At 64.5% G+C, this 14,428-nt stretch carries 15 protein-coding genes and 1 pseudogene; 11 read left to right on the top strand and 5 right to left on the bottom strand.

The features are described 5' to 3' along the window. Positions 1 to 98: 98 nt before the first annotated feature. Positions 99 to 665 (bottom strand): elongation factor P, encoded by a 567-nt coding sequence (efp, locus tag NKH33_RS29090; protein ID WP_023674374.1) that lies wholly within the window; start codon positions 663 to 665, stop codon positions 99 to 101. Positions 666 to 779: 114 nt separating this feature from the next. On the opposite strand from efp, the gene epmA reads away from it, so the two are divergent. Further along, on the top strand, positions 780 to 1,826 hold the full coding sequence (gene epmA, locus NKH33_RS29095) for an EF-P lysine aminoacylase EpmA (protein WP_352770886.1): 1,047 nt from the start codon (positions 780 to 782) through the stop codon (positions 1,824 to 1,826). A 126-nt stretch (positions 1,827 to 1,952) separates the two neighbouring features. Here the strand turns inward: epmA and NKH33_RS29100 are convergent, their stop codons facing one another. Beyond that, entirely contained in the window at positions 1,953 to 2,087 is a 135-nt protein-coding gene (locus NKH33_RS29100; RefSeq protein WP_352474393.1) for a hypothetical protein, read from the bottom strand. 89 nt (positions 2,088 to 2,176) lie between these two features. Here NKH33_RS29100 and NKH33_RS29105 point away from each other — a divergent pair, with 89 nt between their 5' ends. From NKH33_RS29105 to lpxK, 7 genes are all read left to right on the top strand, one after another. Next, on the top strand, positions 2,177 to 2,866 hold the full coding sequence (locus tag NKH33_RS29105; RefSeq protein WP_352685493.1) for a DUF8692 domain-containing protein: 690 nt from the start codon (positions 2,177 to 2,179) through the stop codon (positions 2,864 to 2,866). Positions 2,867 to 3,119: 253 nt separating this feature from the next. Continuing rightward, a complete protein-coding gene (locus NKH33_RS29110; RefSeq protein WP_352922774.1) occupies positions 3,120 to 4,463 on the top strand; it encodes a TldD/PmbA family protein in 1,344 nt (447 codons plus the stop codon). Continuing rightward, complete coding sequence (locus tag NKH33_RS29115) at positions 4,450 to 5,268, top strand: 3'(2'),5'-bisphosphate nucleotidase CysQ (RefSeq protein ID WP_352873244.1); 819 nt, start codon at positions 4,450 to 4,452, stop codon at positions 5,266 to 5,268. The genes NKH33_RS29110 and NKH33_RS29115 overlap by 14 nt, the downstream gene beginning before the upstream one ends. A gap of 61 nt (positions 5,269 to 5,329) precedes the next feature. Then, positions 5,330 to 5,575, top strand: coding sequence for a DUF4170 domain-containing protein (locus NKH33_RS29120; protein WP_023674378.1), 246 nt, complete (start codon positions 5,330 to 5,332; stop codon positions 5,573 to 5,575). A gap of 5 nt (positions 5,576 to 5,580) precedes the next feature. Further along, positions 5,581 to 6,360, top strand: a complete 780-nt coding sequence (locus NKH33_RS29125) for a lysophospholipid acyltransferase family protein (protein ID WP_023717166.1) — start codon at positions 5,581 to 5,583, stop codon at positions 6,358 to 6,360. Next, positions 6,357 to 7,673, top strand: a complete 1,317-nt coding sequence (gene waaA, locus NKH33_RS29130; RefSeq protein WP_352922777.1) for a lipid IV(A) 3-deoxy-D-manno-octulosonic acid transferase — start codon at positions 6,357 to 6,359, stop codon at positions 7,671 to 7,673. Before NKH33_RS29125 ends, waaA begins: the two co-directional genes overlap by 4 nt. A 1-nt stretch (position 7,674) precedes the next feature. Next, positions 7,675 to 8,703 carry a tetraacyldisaccharide 4'-kinase gene (gene lpxK / locus NKH33_RS29135; protein ID WP_352922780.1) on the top strand — a complete coding sequence of 343 codons (1,029 nt, stop codon included), beginning with the start codon at positions 7,675 to 7,677 and terminating at the stop codon, positions 8,701 to 8,703. Positions 8,704 to 8,952: 249 nt separating this feature from the next. On the opposite strand, the gene NKH33_RS29140 is transcribed toward lpxK, so the two are convergent. Together NKH33_RS29140 and NKH33_RS29145 are read right to left on the bottom strand one after the other, a co-directional pair. Continuing rightward, the gene (locus NKH33_RS29140) at positions 8,953 to 9,186 is read right to left on the bottom strand and encodes a DUF2093 domain-containing protein (RefSeq protein ID WP_031211156.1); all 234 of its coding nucleotides are present in this window, start codon (positions 9,184 to 9,186) and stop codon (positions 8,953 to 8,955) included. A 284-nt stretch (positions 9,187 to 9,470) separates the two neighbouring features. Next, complete coding sequence (locus tag NKH33_RS29145) at positions 9,471 to 10,397, bottom strand: LysR family transcriptional regulator (protein ID WP_352685489.1); 927 nt, start codon at positions 10,395 to 10,397, stop codon at positions 9,471 to 9,473. A 90-nt stretch (positions 10,398 to 10,487) separates the two neighbouring features. Between NKH33_RS29145 and NKH33_RS29150 the strand changes: the two genes are divergently transcribed. Both NKH33_RS29150 and NKH33_RS29155 read left to right on the top strand, forming a co-directional pair. After that, positions 10,488 to 11,381, top strand: coding sequence for a DMT family transporter (locus tag NKH33_RS29150; protein WP_352685488.1), 894 nt, complete (start codon positions 10,488 to 10,490; stop codon positions 11,379 to 11,381). A gap of 76 nt (positions 11,382 to 11,457) precedes the next feature. Continuing rightward, positions 11,458 to 11,802 (top strand): DUF2185 domain-containing protein, encoded by a 345-nt coding sequence (locus NKH33_RS29155; protein WP_352541554.1) that lies wholly within the window; start codon positions 11,458 to 11,460, stop codon positions 11,800 to 11,802. Positions 11,803 to 11,863: 61 nt separating this feature from the next. On the opposite strand, the gene mutL is transcribed toward NKH33_RS29155, so the two are convergent. Beyond that, entirely contained in the window at positions 11,864 to 13,714 is a 1,851-nt protein-coding gene (gene mutL, locus NKH33_RS29160) for a DNA mismatch repair endonuclease MutL (protein ID WP_352541553.1), read from the bottom strand. A gap of 561 nt (positions 13,715 to 14,275) precedes the next feature. Here mutL and NKH33_RS29165 point away from each other — a divergent pair. Beyond that, positions 14,276 to 14,428 (top strand): annotated as a pseudogene (locus tag NKH33_RS29165) (IS110 family transposase); the annotation flags it as partial.

Here is a 14,428-nt window from a genome sequence, read left to right on the forward strand (position 1 = left end):
CGTGCAGCGTCCCAATGCTCGAAAGCCCCTGGCACAAAGCGGGTAGACGATGACCGGCCGCCGCGACGCCTTCGGCGAGGCGTGTCAGACTTCGCGCCTTAATCTTTCGCGCGCTCGACATAGGCGCCATCGGCGGTCATCACCACCACGCGGGTGCCGGCGCTGATGTGTGGCGGCACCAGGGTACGCACGCCGTTGGACAGCGTTGCCGGCTTGTAGGACGAGGACGCCGTCTGGCCCTTGGTCACCGGCTCGGTCTCGACCACCTCGAAAGTGGCGCGCTGCGGCAGTACCAGCGAGATGGCGATGTTGTTGTATTGCGAGATCTGCACCGGCATGCCTTCCACCAGATAGGGCGCCATGTCGCCGACCACGCTTTCCGGCACCGCGACCTGGTCGTAAGTCTCCGGATTCATGAAGTGAAAGCCTTCGCCGTCACGGTAGAGGAACGTGTGCTCGCGCTCCTCGACATAGGCGCGCTCGACCTGCTCGGTGGTGCGGTAACGCTCGGAAACCTTTACCCCGTCGGAGATACGCCGCATGTCGAGCTGGGTGACCGGCGTACCCTTGCCAGGATGAATGTTTTCGGCAAAGAGGATCACATAAAGCTTGCCGTCCTTTTCGACGACGTTGCCTTTGCGTAAGGAGCTGGCGATGACCTTCACGGGTTTCCATCCTGATAAAATTTGTTGGCGCAAATCGGCTGGAGAGGCCGTTGCGTGCGGCCTAGCGCATCTTGGCCGCAATCGCCAGCCCTCTGTGCAATTCCCCTGAAGCCGATGACCGCCGCCTCGCCGTGGTGGACGCCGCATGTCCACGCCGACCGCCGGCCGCGGCTAATCCTGCGCAATGCCATTGCCGCCGGGATGCGCGACTGGTTCGCCCGCCGCGACTTCGTCGAGGTGGATACATCGGCCCTGCAGGTCTCGCCCGGCAATGAAGCGCACCTGTCGGCCTTTGCCACCGAGGCGATCGGGCCGGACGGGCAGCGCCAGCCGCTCTACCTCCACACGTCGCCGGAATTCGCCTGCAAGAAGCTGCTTGCCGCCGGCGAGGAGCGCATCTTCAGCCTCGGGGCTGTCTGGCGCAACCGCGAGCGCGGCCCCTTGCACCATCCTGAGTTCACCATGCTCGAATGGTACCGTGTCGGCGAGACCTATGAGAGCCTGATGCGCGATTGCGCCGAGCTCGTAGCGCTGGCGGCCGAACGGGCCGGAGCGAAGCGTTTTAGCTTCCGCGGCCGCGAGGCCGATCCGTTCGCCGGGCCGGAACGGTTGAGCGTCGCCGAAGCCTTCATGCGCCATGCCGGCATCGATCTGCTGGCGACGGTTGCAGCCGATGGCAGCACCGACCGCGCGGGGTTGCATGCCGCCCTGGTCCAGGCCGGATTGCGGACCGCGCCCGACGACAATTGGGCCGACCTGTTTAGCCGGGTGATGGTCGAAAAAATCGAGCCAGCGCTGGGGCAGGGGCGCGCTACCATTCTTTTCGGATATCCGATCTCGGAGGCGGCATTGGCCCGGCCGAGCGCCGACGATCCACGCACCGCCGAGCGCTTCGAGCTCTATTGCTGCGGCGTCGAGCTCGCCAACGCCTTTGGCGAATTGACCGATCCGGCCGAGCAGCGCCGGCGCTTTGCCGCCGAAATGGATGAGAAGCAGCGCGTCTATGGCGAACGCTACCCGATCGACGAGGATTTCCTCGCCGCGCTCGCCATCATGCCGCAGGCGAGCGGCGCGGCGCTAGGCTTCGACCGGCTGGTGATGCTCGCCACCGGCGCGCTCAGGATCGACGACGTGATCTGGACGCCGGTGGCTGGTCCCTGAGGAAGGTTGGACAAGCCGATCTCGCCGGGCTTGAAAGCCAGCATTAGATGGTCGGTCCAGGCCGCCGCCGGCTCCGTCGAGCCAGAAGATTGGCGACGACCAGGAGGATTATCGACAGCCCCATCATCAGCGTGGCGGCGGCGCTATTGCCGGGGAGAGCTTTTCGCGCAAGCCGATGAACATTTCGAGCGGCATGGTGCGTTGGTTGGCGCTGGCCAGGAACTGCACCGCGACGACCTCGTCATGTGCGAGACGCTGCAACCGTTCCGTGTGTTGCCACGATCATGGTGGGCCGGCATAGTGCTGGCGGGGTTCTCGGCGCCGCGGAGCTATCGGCCGTCGTACTCAGAATGGCCTTCGGCACAATGCCAGACAAAAACGCGCTGAACGCAAAACATAGCAGCGAATGGACAATGTCCTGGCGCCTGGTCATACTTGCGGCCGTGGCGATTAATGTTGTGATGCTCTTGGCCGCGCTGTTCGTCGCGCAAACTCTTGGTCTGGACGCTACAATCTTCTATCGAGATCCATCTGCAGCCGCGGATGTCGGCTTCTATACGGGGTGGATTTCGTCCCTAGGTGCTTCACTGTGGATCGGCACCGGCGCGGCGACCCTGTTTGCCGGTCTGCTCACGCACCGATGGGATTGCACGTTTCTCGGCGGCCTTACCTTGGTCATGGGCCTCGATGACCTGTTGTTGATCCATGAGGACGTGCTGCCGTTTGTCGCGATACCAGAGATTGTTACGATGATTGCCTACGCCGTCGCCGGATTGTTCTGGTTCTTTCGGCTGCGACGGAAGACATTCGACGGCTCGATCGTATTTGTGGCCGCAGGCTTCCTACTCGCGATGTCAGCAGCGATCGACCAGCTGGGAGAGCTGTTTCCTAGCCCGGGTTCGGCGGTCGACATCGCCGAAGACGCTGTCAAAGAGCTTGGCATCTTCCTTTGGGCGGCAGGTGCCGTCGGGTACGCGGCGATGGTGACACGGTTGGGCCGCCCGTGGGTGGATCCAGCCGATCCCAACTCTACAGGCTGACGTTCGCACACGCCGCATCTTCGACTCGTCGCCGGCAGCGGTGCCGCCGTCGCGGCTTTCGGTCACGGCCACCTCGGATCTAAGCCGTCCTTTGTGCGTCTGGAAGGACGCACCATCTCTGGATCGGTCGCGCTGACCTGGGGCTAGATGCCTCCTGATTGTCCGCTTCTCCCATTGCAGAAGCGGCATCGGGACAATAGATGGTGCAGCAGCGGCTGCCCTTCAGCCGGCCGGAAATAACAGGATCATGCGCATGACCGATACGCTCGACGCAGCGAAACTGACCGATCGCGTCGCGGCCCTGGTCGAGGCTGCCAAACGGGCCGGCGCCGATGCCGCCGATGCCGTTGCGGTACGCGGCCGCTCGACCGGCGTGTCGGTGCGGCTTGGCAAGGTCGAAGGCACAGAGGCGTCCGAGAGCGAGGACGTCTCGCTGCGCGTCTTCGTCGGCAAGCGGGTAGCCAGCGTTTCGGCAACAGCGGCATCCGACCCCAATATGCTGGCCGAGCGCGCGGTCGCCATGGCCAAGGTGTCCCCCGAGGATCCCTATCAGGGCCTCGCCGACCCGGCCTTGCTGGTCAAGAAACCGCGCGACCTCGATCTGTTCGACGCCACCGAGGTGTCGGCGGACCAGTTGAAGGAAGCAGCGCTTGCCGCCGAAGCGGCGGCGCTTGCCGTCAAGGGCGTCACCAATTCGGCCGGCAGTGGCGCCAATGCCGGGCTTGGCGGCCTGGTGCTCGCCACCTCGCACGGCTTCGTCGGCCACTACGTCGCCTCGCGTTTTTCTCGCTCGACCAGCGTGATCGCCGGCGAGGGCACCGGCATGGAGCGCGACTACGAATTCTCCTCGCGCCAGCATTTTTCCGATCTCGACGCGCCGGAAGACATCGGCCGCAAGGCCGGTGAGCGCGCTGTACGCCGCATTGGCGCGCGCAAGGCGGCGACCGGGCCTGTCGACGTGGTGTTCGATCCGCGTGTGGCGCGCGGCATTGCCGGCCACCTTGCCGGTGCCATCAATGGCGCCGCGGTGGCGCGCAAGACCAGCTTTCTCCGCGACATGATGGGCAAGAAGGTGGCTTCGGCCGCAATCACCGTCACCGACGAGCCGCTCCGGCGCCGTGGACAGGCCTCGCGCCCGTTCGACGGCGAAGGCGTCGAGGGCGAAAAACTGTTCATGGTTGACAAGGGCGTGCTCAACCACTGGTTCCTGTCGACTTCGGCGGCTCGGGAACTCGGCCTCGTCACCAATGGGCGCGGCTCGCGCAGCGGCTCGTCGGTCTCGCCGTCGTCGACCAATCTCGCCATCGAGCCCGGGGAAAATACGCCGGAAGAGCTGATCAAGTCGCTCAAGACCGGCTTCTACGTCACCGAAGTGTTCGGCCAGGGCGTCGACATGGTGACCGGCGAATATAGCCGCGGCGCTTCCGGCTTCTGGATCGAAAATGGCGAGCTGGCCTATCCCGTCGCCGAGGTGACCATCGCCTCCAATCTGAAGACGATGTTCCTCAACATGGTTCCGGCGAGCGATCTCGACCGCAATTTCGGCACCGCCGCGCCCACGCTTTTGATCGAAGGAATGACCCTTGCCGGAGCTTGACCCGGCCGTCTCAGCCGGCGCTACTGAAGACCTGCAGCTGTTGCGCGATGCCGCCCGCGAGGCGGGGCTCATCGCCATGCAATACTTCAACAACAATCCGCAAGTGTGGATGAAGGGCGGCACCTCGCCGGTCAGCGAAGCCGATCACGCCGCCGACAAATATCTGCGCGAGACCTTGCTGGCGGCCCGGCCGGATTATGGCTGGCTGTCGGAGGAAACCGTCGACGACCCGGTAAGGCTTGTCGCGCGCCGCACCTTCGTCGTCGATCCGATCGACGGCACGCGCGGCTTCCTCGAGGGCCTGCCCACATGGTGCGTCAGCGTCGCTGTGGTCGAGAACGGCCGAACGCTTGCCGGCGTACTCGACTGCCCGGCGAAGGGCGAAATCTATTGGGCGCTGCCGGGCGAGGGCGCATTCCTGAACGGCAGGCGCATCAGCGTGCGTCCGCCGGCGGAAACGGCCGAAATCGCCGGACCGAAGGCGATGATCGACCTGATGCCGGCGAAATGGCACAAACGGCTGAAGCGCGTGCCCTATATTCCTTCGCTCGCCTACCGGCTGGCGATGATCGCCGGCGGCCAGCTCGATGCCACCTTCGTCAAGGCCAACGCACATGACTGGGACATCGCCGCGGCCGATCTCATCCTGCGCGAGGCAGGCGGCGCCTTGCTCGATCGGCATGGCCGCGCGCCGCTCTATGCCGGCGAAGTGATCCGTCACGGACCGCTCGCCGCCGGCAGCGGCGAACTCCTCGCCGTGCTCGCCGGCGTCATCGCCGGGCTGACAATTGACCACTATCAATAGTTCCAAAGTCGGCGGCTTTGGTCTAGACCTGTCCCAAACTCACGATATGTGAAGGATCGACATGGCCGCTGAAGACGGAAAGAAGCAGCTTTTGCACCTGGTGTTCGGCGGCGAACTCAAGAAGCTGGGCGGCACCGAATTCCGCGATCTCGACGCGCTCGATATTGTCGGCATCTATCCGGACTACCAATCGGCGCACGCCGTCTGGAAGGCCAAGGCGCAAGCTAGCGTCGACAACGCCCATATGCGCTATTTCGTCGTTCACCTGCACCGCCTCCTCGACCCCGAAAACAAGGCTGTCGGTTGACATCGATGAACCATGAAGCGGTCAAGCGATCAGCCCCGCGGTCGGCGGTCAGACGTCGCAAGCCGAAGACGTTCTGGCGCAAGATCCGCGAACCGCTGGCGCAGTCGCGGTTCGTCAAGAATGCGCTTGCCGCGCTGTTTGCGTATTTCGTCCGCCTTGTCCGCTTGACCAACCGCATGGTCGACGGATCGGCCAAGTTTTCCGGCGGCGCCTATGCGCAGCTCGAGCCTGGCATCATCGCGCTCTGGCACGGCCAGCACCTGCTGACCCCGGCCTACTATCCCAAGGGACGGCCGCTGGTTGCCATGGTATCGCGCAGCGCCGATGCCGAGCTCAACGCGCTGATGGTCGAGAAATTCGGCATCGAGGCGGTGCGCGGCTCTGGCGGGCGCGAAAGCGCAAGGCATCTCGACAAGGGCGGGGCCAAGGCGCTCATCGCCCTCAAAAAGTCGCTCGCCACCGGCAAGAATGTCGCCATGATTGCTGATATTCCCCACGGCACGCCGCGCGATGCGGGGCTCGGCGTCGTCCTTCTGGCGCGGCTGTCCGGCCGGCCGATCCTGCCTGCCGCGATAGCCACCAGCCGCCGCAAGGTGATCGAGGGCAGCTGGGACAAGACGACGATCAACCTGCCCTTCGGCCGCTCCTCGATCGTCGTCGGCACGCCTGTCTTCGTGCCGGCCAACGCCGACGCCGCCGAAATGGAACGCAAGCGCCAGGAGGTCACGGCCTCGCTTAATGCCGCGACCGCCGAGGCCTATCGCCTTGTGGACGGTTCGAAATGAGTGTGCGCTGGGCGCGCGCCTTCCTGACCGCATACCGTTTCGCGGGGGCCGCCGCCTACCCGTTGGCCGGGCCTTATGTCGCCTGGCGCACTTCCAGAGGCAAGGAGGATCGCATTCGCCGGCGCGAACGCTACGGCGTCGCTGGACGCGAGCGCCCCGAAGGCCCGGTGATCTGGATCCATGCAGCCAGCGTCGGCGAGACCATCGCCGTCGTGCCGCTGGTCGAGAGCATTCTCGATTACGGCGTCAACATCGTGCTGACGACGGGCACGGTCACCTCGGCGCAGGTCGCCAAAGAACGGCTGGGCGACCGCATCATCCACCAATATGTGCCGCTCGACCTCAAGCCGGCGGTCAGTCGCTTCCTCGACCATTGGCAGCCGGACCTAGCGATCATCGCCGAATCGGAGATCTGGCCGATGACCATCCTGGAACTCGGCGCCCGCCGCGTGCCGCAGGTTCTGGTCAACGGCAGGCTGTCCGACCGCTCTTTCAAGTCCTGGAAGAAGCGCGCCAACATTGCCGAAGCATTGTTCGAAAATCTCGCCCATGTCGTCGCCCAGTCGGATCTCGATGGCGAGCGCTTCCTTTCGCTCGGCGCCCGGCCGGTCACTGTATCCGGCAATCTCAAGGTCGACACCGCGCCGCCGCCGGCCGACGAGCGGGCGTTGGCGGCGCTGAAACGCCAGATCGGCGGCCGCCCGACCTGGGCGGCGATCTCGACCCATGACGGCGAAGAGGCGGTCGCCGCCGAAGTTCACGCCATGCTGCACAAGCGCCACCACGGGCTTTTAACGATCATCGTGCCGCGCCATCCCGATCGCGCCGGGCAGCTGGCCGCCCAGATTTCCGGCATGGGCCTGAAGCTGGCGCAGCGCAGCAAGGGCGACAGGATCACCGCCGACACCGATATTCTGCTCGGCGACACGATCGGCGAGATGGGGCTTTATCTGAGGCTGACGGAAATTGCCTTTGTCGGCCGTTCGCTGACTTCCGAGGGCGGCCAGAACCCGCTGGAACCAGCCATGCTGGAGACCGCGGTGCTTGCCGGCCGCAACGTCCAGAATTTTCGCGAGGCCTATCAGCGCCTGCTCGATAGCGGCGGCGCCAAGCTGGTGCGCGACCGCGATATGCTGGCCGGCGCCGTTAATTTCCTTTTGACCAACGAGGCGGCCCGCCATGAGATGATGGCGGCGGGTGCGGCGACGGTCGACGAGATGCGCGGTGCGCTGGCGCATACGCTCAGGTCGCTCGAGCCCTATATTCAGCCGCTGGTCGTCAAGTCGCGCCTGAAGGGCGCGAACGGGCGCTGACGTGACCTCGGAAGCGCCGCCCTTCTGGTGGGAAGAGCCGGACTGGCGGGTCACGGCGCTGTCGCCGCTCTCCGCCGTCTATGCGCTTGTCGCCGGTCGCCGCATGCGGCACGCGCCGCGCGAAAAGGTCGAGGCGCCGGTGCTCTGCGTCGGCAACTTCACCGTCGGCGGCACCGGCAAGACGCCGGTGGCGATCGCGCTGGCCGAGCAGGCCAGGCGCATGCAGCTCAATCCGGGTTTCCTGTCGCGCGGCCATGGCGGCTCCTTCGCGCAGCCGCATATCGTCGATCCGCACCACGATGCCGCCAAGCATGTCGGCGACGAGCCGCTGCTTCTGGCCGAACACGCCCCGGTCGCGGTGACGCCGAACCGGGCCGCCGGCGCCAGGCTTCTGCTGGAGAAGCTCGGCTGCGATTTCCTGATCATGGATGACGGTTTTCAGAGCGCGCGCATCCACATCGACTATGCGCTCGTCGTCGTCGACGCGCGACATGGCATCGGCAATGGCCGCGTCATCCCCGGCGGGCCGCTGCGGGCAAAGATCGTCGACCAATTGGTCTTCACCAGCGCCTTGCTGAAGATGGGCGAGGGCACCGCGGCCGACACGGTCGTGCGCCAGGCAGCGCGCGCCGGCAGGCCGATCTTCGAGGCGCACACTGCCCCGAGCAGCAAGGTGACGCTGGCCGACAGGCGTTTCCTGGCGTTCGCCGGCATTGGCCATCCCGACAGGTTTTTCGACACGGTAAGCGAGGCCGGCGGCGAGCTTGCGCTGACCAAATCGTTTCCTGACCATCATTTCTATGGGGAGGACGAACTTGCCGAATTGGCGGCGACGGCGCGTAAAGCCGGGCTTGGCCTCATTACCACCGCCAAGGACGCTGCCCGCCTGCGTCACGGCGCGGCACCGCCGGAATTCCTCGACGGGCTCGATGTGCTTGAGATCGACACCGTCTTCGAGCTCGACCATGTGCCGCAACGGATCATCGACGAGACGCTGGATGCCTGGCGGCAGCGCCGGCTTAAAGGCTGACCAGAAGCTTGAGCACCGAGGCAATGCGGGACTGGAATTTGCAGCTTTCCGCCGGTCGAACGTATTTTGTTCTTGCTTTGTGCCGGCAGCTATGCTAGTAATTTAACTATGGTGATGATTCGCCGGTGACCCGCCCTCGAACGTGAGGCGGGTTTTTTATTTCATGGCCTCTAAGGTTTCGGTGTTGCCGGCCTGACGCCGCGGCAGAGGGCGCAGGATCGCAACGGGGCTGCTTCCATTTGCGCTGGACTAGCGTCGGCGGCGCAGTTCCGGATGCGCTTCGATCTCGCGGCGCAGCGAGGCAGCGGCGTTCACATAGGGTTCCTGCCTGGCGACACTCCAGTATTTAAGCTCGTCGAGCGGGATGCTCTCGCCGGTCACCGCGCAGCGTACGAAGGCGCCGGGGCTGGTCACCTGGAAGTCGCCGTCGAGATAGCGGATGCGGGCTTCCTTGCCGCCGGGTCCTTCGAAACGGTTCATCATGGGGTGGTGCCGAAATTCATGACGATGTCATCGCCACAAATTGCGGCGAGGTCAAGCTTGACGTTGATGACGGCCGATCTCCCCCCTTGTGGGGGAGATGTCCGGCAGGACAGAGGGGGGCGCTGTCCCGCGGACCTCTCAATCGATTGCGATTGCGTCCTCAGCTTGTTCTCGGCTGGTCTCAAAGTTAGCGAGCTAGCGATCCTTCGCGCCCCTCTCTGCCCTGCCGGGCATCTCCCCCACAAGGGCCCACAAGGGGGGAGATCAGCGCTTGTCCGTCGCTCCTAGCTCTCTACCTCAAGGAACTCTTCGATCTTCTCCGCTGGCAGCCCGGCCTGGACCGCGATGCGCCGGGCGAGTTCGGCGGCGGCGGCGCGCGGGCGCCCCAGCGGCCGGTCGAGCCAGTAAGATATCGGGCTTAGCGCACTGCGCTCGTCTACGGCGACGATGCGGCCCGATTTCAATTGGTCCACCGTCAACGGCGGACGTGCCAGCGCAATACCGAGCCCGTGCGCGGCGGCGTCGAGCACGAGGTTGTAGTCCTCGAAACGGCGGTCGTGCGGCCGCGGCCGATAGTCCATCTCCTGCGCCGCAAACCAGGCGCGCCAGGCTGAAGCGTCGGAATCATTGATCACCGGAAATTCGAGCAGTCGGGCGGGATCTCCGCGACCGATCTCCCTGGCCAGTCCCGGCGAGGCGACCGGGAACACATATTCTTCGAAAAGCTGCACCGAGATCCGGCCCGGAATGCGACCGCGCCCGCAGCGGATCGACAGGTCGATGCCCTCGTCGGCAAGATCGCCTTGGCGGATGTCGACGTCGAGCACGATACGCAGCTTGGACGGGTGGTTCTCCAGCGCCGCCATGCGCGGCATCAGCCACAGCCCGCTGACCGAGGGGATCGAGGTCAGCCGCACCACCGCCGTGCCGCGCGGCTCGACCCAGCGATCCGAATTGCTGGCGATCAGGGCAAAGGCTTCGGTGGTGCGCAGATGCAGGCGATTGCCCTCGACCGTCAGCGAGACGCCGCGGGCGCCGCGATCGAAGACTTTCAGCCCGAGCCAACCCTCGAGCTTGGCGATCTGCCGGCTGACGGCGCCGTGAGTGATGTTGAGCTTCTCGGCCGCCGCCGAAAAGCTGCCGGTCCGAGCCGCGGCGTCGAAGGCGCGCAGCGTTTCGAGCGGCAGCATCGGGTCTAAGCTGTGATCCATAGTCACAGGTGATCCTCGATTTGTTCGTTTGTCAACCGACCCGCAATAGCGTTTCTCTACTTCATGGCATTGGATCGCGAGGACACCCAGATGAGCGCTTACACCGGCACGTTGAATACGACACAGCGCATGGATGCCACGGCTGCCATCGCGGTGGCGCTGACGGTGGTCGGCTGGGCCTCCGCCTTTCCGGCGATCCGCGCCGGCCTTGCCGCTTTCGGGCCGCTGGAACTTGGCGCGCTGCGCTTTGCCATCGCCGCGGTTCCGGCGGCGATCTTCCTCGCGGTCAAGCGGCCGGCGCTGCCCAGGCTCGATGAACTCTGGCGCTTTGTCTTCGGTGGTGCCGTCTTCGTCGCGCTCTACACGGTGATGCTCAATTTCGGCGAGCTGACCGTTTCGGCCGGTGCGGCCGGCTTCATCATCAATGTCAGCCCGATCTTCACCGCCATCATGGCCATGGCGCTGCTCGGCGAACGCTTCTCGGGCCTGGCCTGGGCCGGCACATTCCTGTCCTTCGCCGGTATCGGGATCATCGCCATGGGCGAGGGGCAAGGGCTGCATTTCAACAGCGGTGCGCTGCTTGTCCTCGGCTCGGCGCTGTGCTCGGCGGTCAACACCATCGTCCAGAAGCCGCTGTTTGGTAGCCACCACCCGCTGACGATCTCGGCCTCGAATATGGTGCTTGGCGCGCTCTGCCTGTCGCCGTTCCTGTCGAGCGGTCTGGCACAGGCGGCGGTCGCCGACACCGCCGGGCTCGGCGCCGTCATCTTTCTCGGCATCGTGCCCAGCCTGATCGCCTATGCCGCGTGGGCGACAGCACTTTCCCGACTGCCCGCGGCGCGTGCCTCGACCTTCCTCTATCTGGTGTCGCCGATGGCGACGCTGATCGGCTTCTTCTGGCTGGGCGAGGTGCCGACGCTGCTCGGCATAATCGGCGGGGCGCTGGCGCTGGGCGGCGTCATTGTGGTGAATTTGAAGAGATGAGAGCTTTAGTGCTTGACTGCTGGTGGCGTACGCGGCTGATTTAACTAGAAGTACGGTTGCCACCAGTGAGCTTTGAATGCCTAAGACGTTTTTCAGGGATGGTTCGACGTTTCGCCCAATAGCAGTTGGTTACGGCAGCTGTATTGCGACCGACCGCATCACCGTGGATGGCGCGCAAGTAGGCTATCTTTACCGCGAAACGCCAGATCATCCGGTTGATAGCGGATGGTGCTTTTTTGCAGGCGATGAATCTGACGAATACATCAACGACCCCAACAATTCCGGGTTGTACGATGTCAATACAATTGCGAATTACGACCCGCTCATTACCTCTTGTTTAGAGGCGCCTTGTGGAAGTGCGTTTTTGAGAATCGAGGGGAAGTTTGTCCGTCAGAAGTTCGAACCCCCAGATGATGATTAAAGCCGCCTGTGGAACCAGCCTTGCTAGCGAGTTATAGACAGCGCCAGCGCGAGCGACCTTCTCACCGCCTCCCAAACAGCCTCTCGATATCCGCCAGCTTGAGCTCGATGTAGGTCGGGCGGCCATGGTTGCAGGTGCCGGAGCCCGGCGTCGCCTCCATCTGCCGCAGCAGCGCGTTCATCTCTTCCGGTTTGAGCAGGCGGCCGGAACGTACCGAGCCGTGGCAGGCCATGGTCGCGGCTATTCTGTCCAGCCGCTCCTTCAGCGTGTCGACCGTGTCGTTGTCGGCGATCTCGTCGGCGAGATCGCGCACCAGCTGCTGGACGTTGGTCTCGCCGAGCATCGACGGCGTCTCGCGCACCGCGACGGCACCGGGGCCGAAGCGCTCGATGCCGAGGCCGAAGCGGGCCAGCGTCTCGGAATGCCTGGCAAGCCGCTCGGCATCCTCTTCCGACAGATCGACAATCTCGGGCAACAGCAGCATCTGCGACGGCACCGAGCGTGAGTGGAGGGCGTTCTTCAAGGCCTCGTAGACCAGCCGCTCATGTGCCGCGTGCTGGTCGACGATGACCAGCGAATCCCTGGTCTGGGCGACGATATAATTCTCGTGCACTTGCGCGCGCGCCGCGCCCAGCGCCGTGCCGAGCAGCGTTTCCGCCGCTTCGTTTTGCCCGGCGCGCGCATCGGCGCTGTGCAGCGGCCCGGCGTCGAAGGCCGCCTGCTCGTCCTCGCCGAACCCGTCGCCCATATTGAGCGGCCGCTGCGGCGAACGGGCAGGATCGAACCCGGCAAAGCCCGATGCCCGATAGGCGGCCTCGTAGCTGCGGTGACCGTTGGCCGGGCCACCATGCGCATAGGATGCGGCGCCTGGCCGGAACGCCGCCATCATGCCGGCGGCCCCTGTGGTGGCGGGGCGGATGCCGGCATTGGCCAGCGCTTCGCGAATGGCGCCGACGATCAGCCCGCGCACCAGCCCCGGGTCGCGGAAGCGCACGTCTGCCTTGGCCGGATGGACGTTGACGTCGACGATCGCCGGATCGAGCGCCAGGAACAGCACGGTGACGGCATGGCGGTCGCGCGGCAGCACGTCGGCGAAGGCGCCGCGAATGGCGCCGGCGATCAGTTTGTCACGCACCGGGCGGCCGTTGACATAAGCGTATTGCTGCAGCGCGTTGGCGCGGGTGAAGGAGGGGACCGAGACATGGCCGGCGAGATGCACGCCGTCCCGCGTCGCGTCGATGGCGATCGCATTGTCCGGAAAGTCGGCGCCCATCACCTGCGCCACCCGGCGCAGCCGGCCTTCCGGGCTGTCGTCGGTCGCCGGCAGTTCCAGCGTCGAGCGGTCCGGGCCGGCCAGGGTGAAGCGCACGGCGGGAAAGGCGATGGCGATGCGCTTGACCACGTCGCCGATGGCCGAGCTTTCGGCGCGCTCGCCCTTCATGAATTTGAGCCTTGCGGGCGTGGCGAAGAACAGGTCGCGCACCTCGACCGTGGTTCCGCGATTGGCCGCCGCCGGCCTGACCGCGGAGACGCGGCCGCCCTCGATGCCGATCTCGGCGGCGTTTTCACTGGACGCGGTGCGCGAGCGGATCGACAGCCGTGCCACCGAGCCGATCGAGGGCAAGGCCTCGCCGCGAAAGCCGAGCGAGCGGATGTCGTGAATGTTGTCGGCGAGCTTGGAGGTGCAATGGCGCGCAATCGCCAGCGCCAGTTCCTTTTCCGGAATGCCCGAGCCGTCGTCACTGACGCGGATCAGGTTCAGCCCGCCGCCGGCGGTGACGATCTCGACTCTGGTAGCGCCTGCATCCAGCGCGTTCTCGACCAGTTCCTTGACCACGCTTGCCGGACGTTCGATGACTTCGCCGGCGGCGATCTGGTTGATCATCGTTTCGGAAAGCTGGCGGATCGGCATGGGGCACTATAGGCGGATTCGTGGTCGATGCGGGAGGGGGAGAATAGCGTTGACCGTTGCAAGGCAGTGAGACTGCTCCGTTGCTCCGCCAGAGGGGGTGCTGTCCCGCCACGATATAGAGATAGGAATATTGTTGAGTGAATGGGCTTGGCCCCAACTGACTTATTAGAATTAGTGGGGCGAAGGCCAAAATCCGAAGCGAATGGCCGTTGGAGGCGACATTTGGACGTCATCCTAGATTACTTGATGGTAAAGTTCGCTCGATGGATACAGCGTCGAAAGAGTTGTATTGCGAGAATAATTTGGTTTACTATTTGGACGGTTATTTCGATATTGCTAACAGTTTTTCTATTTTACCTCCTGTATATTCGAAACCTGACCATATAGTTTCGTGTTTCTACCACTGCGGCGCAGGTGCCGCCGCAGGCTTGATCGCGGACACCCTCGATGCGGATCTCGGGGGCACTGTCGCGATAGTGATGGGGTGGACGCCCCCTCGACGGCATCGATGTGCCAGAATGGTGGTGTTTGACAGCCACCGTAAGAGAGGGAGCGTCCACAATGGAAGTTAACACGATCGGGTTAGACCTAGCGAAGAATGTGTTTCAGGCGCATGGAGCCGATGCGGAGGGCGCCATTGTTTTCCGCAAGCAACTGCGACGCGACAAGGTGCTTGCGTTTCTCGCTGGGCAGCCGGCCTGCTTGGTCGCCATG

The organism is Mesorhizobium sp. M1182, from assembly GCF_040318335.1.
In the GTDB taxonomy this organism is placed as follows: domain Bacteria; phylum Pseudomonadota; class Alphaproteobacteria; order Rhizobiales; family Rhizobiaceae; genus Mesorhizobium.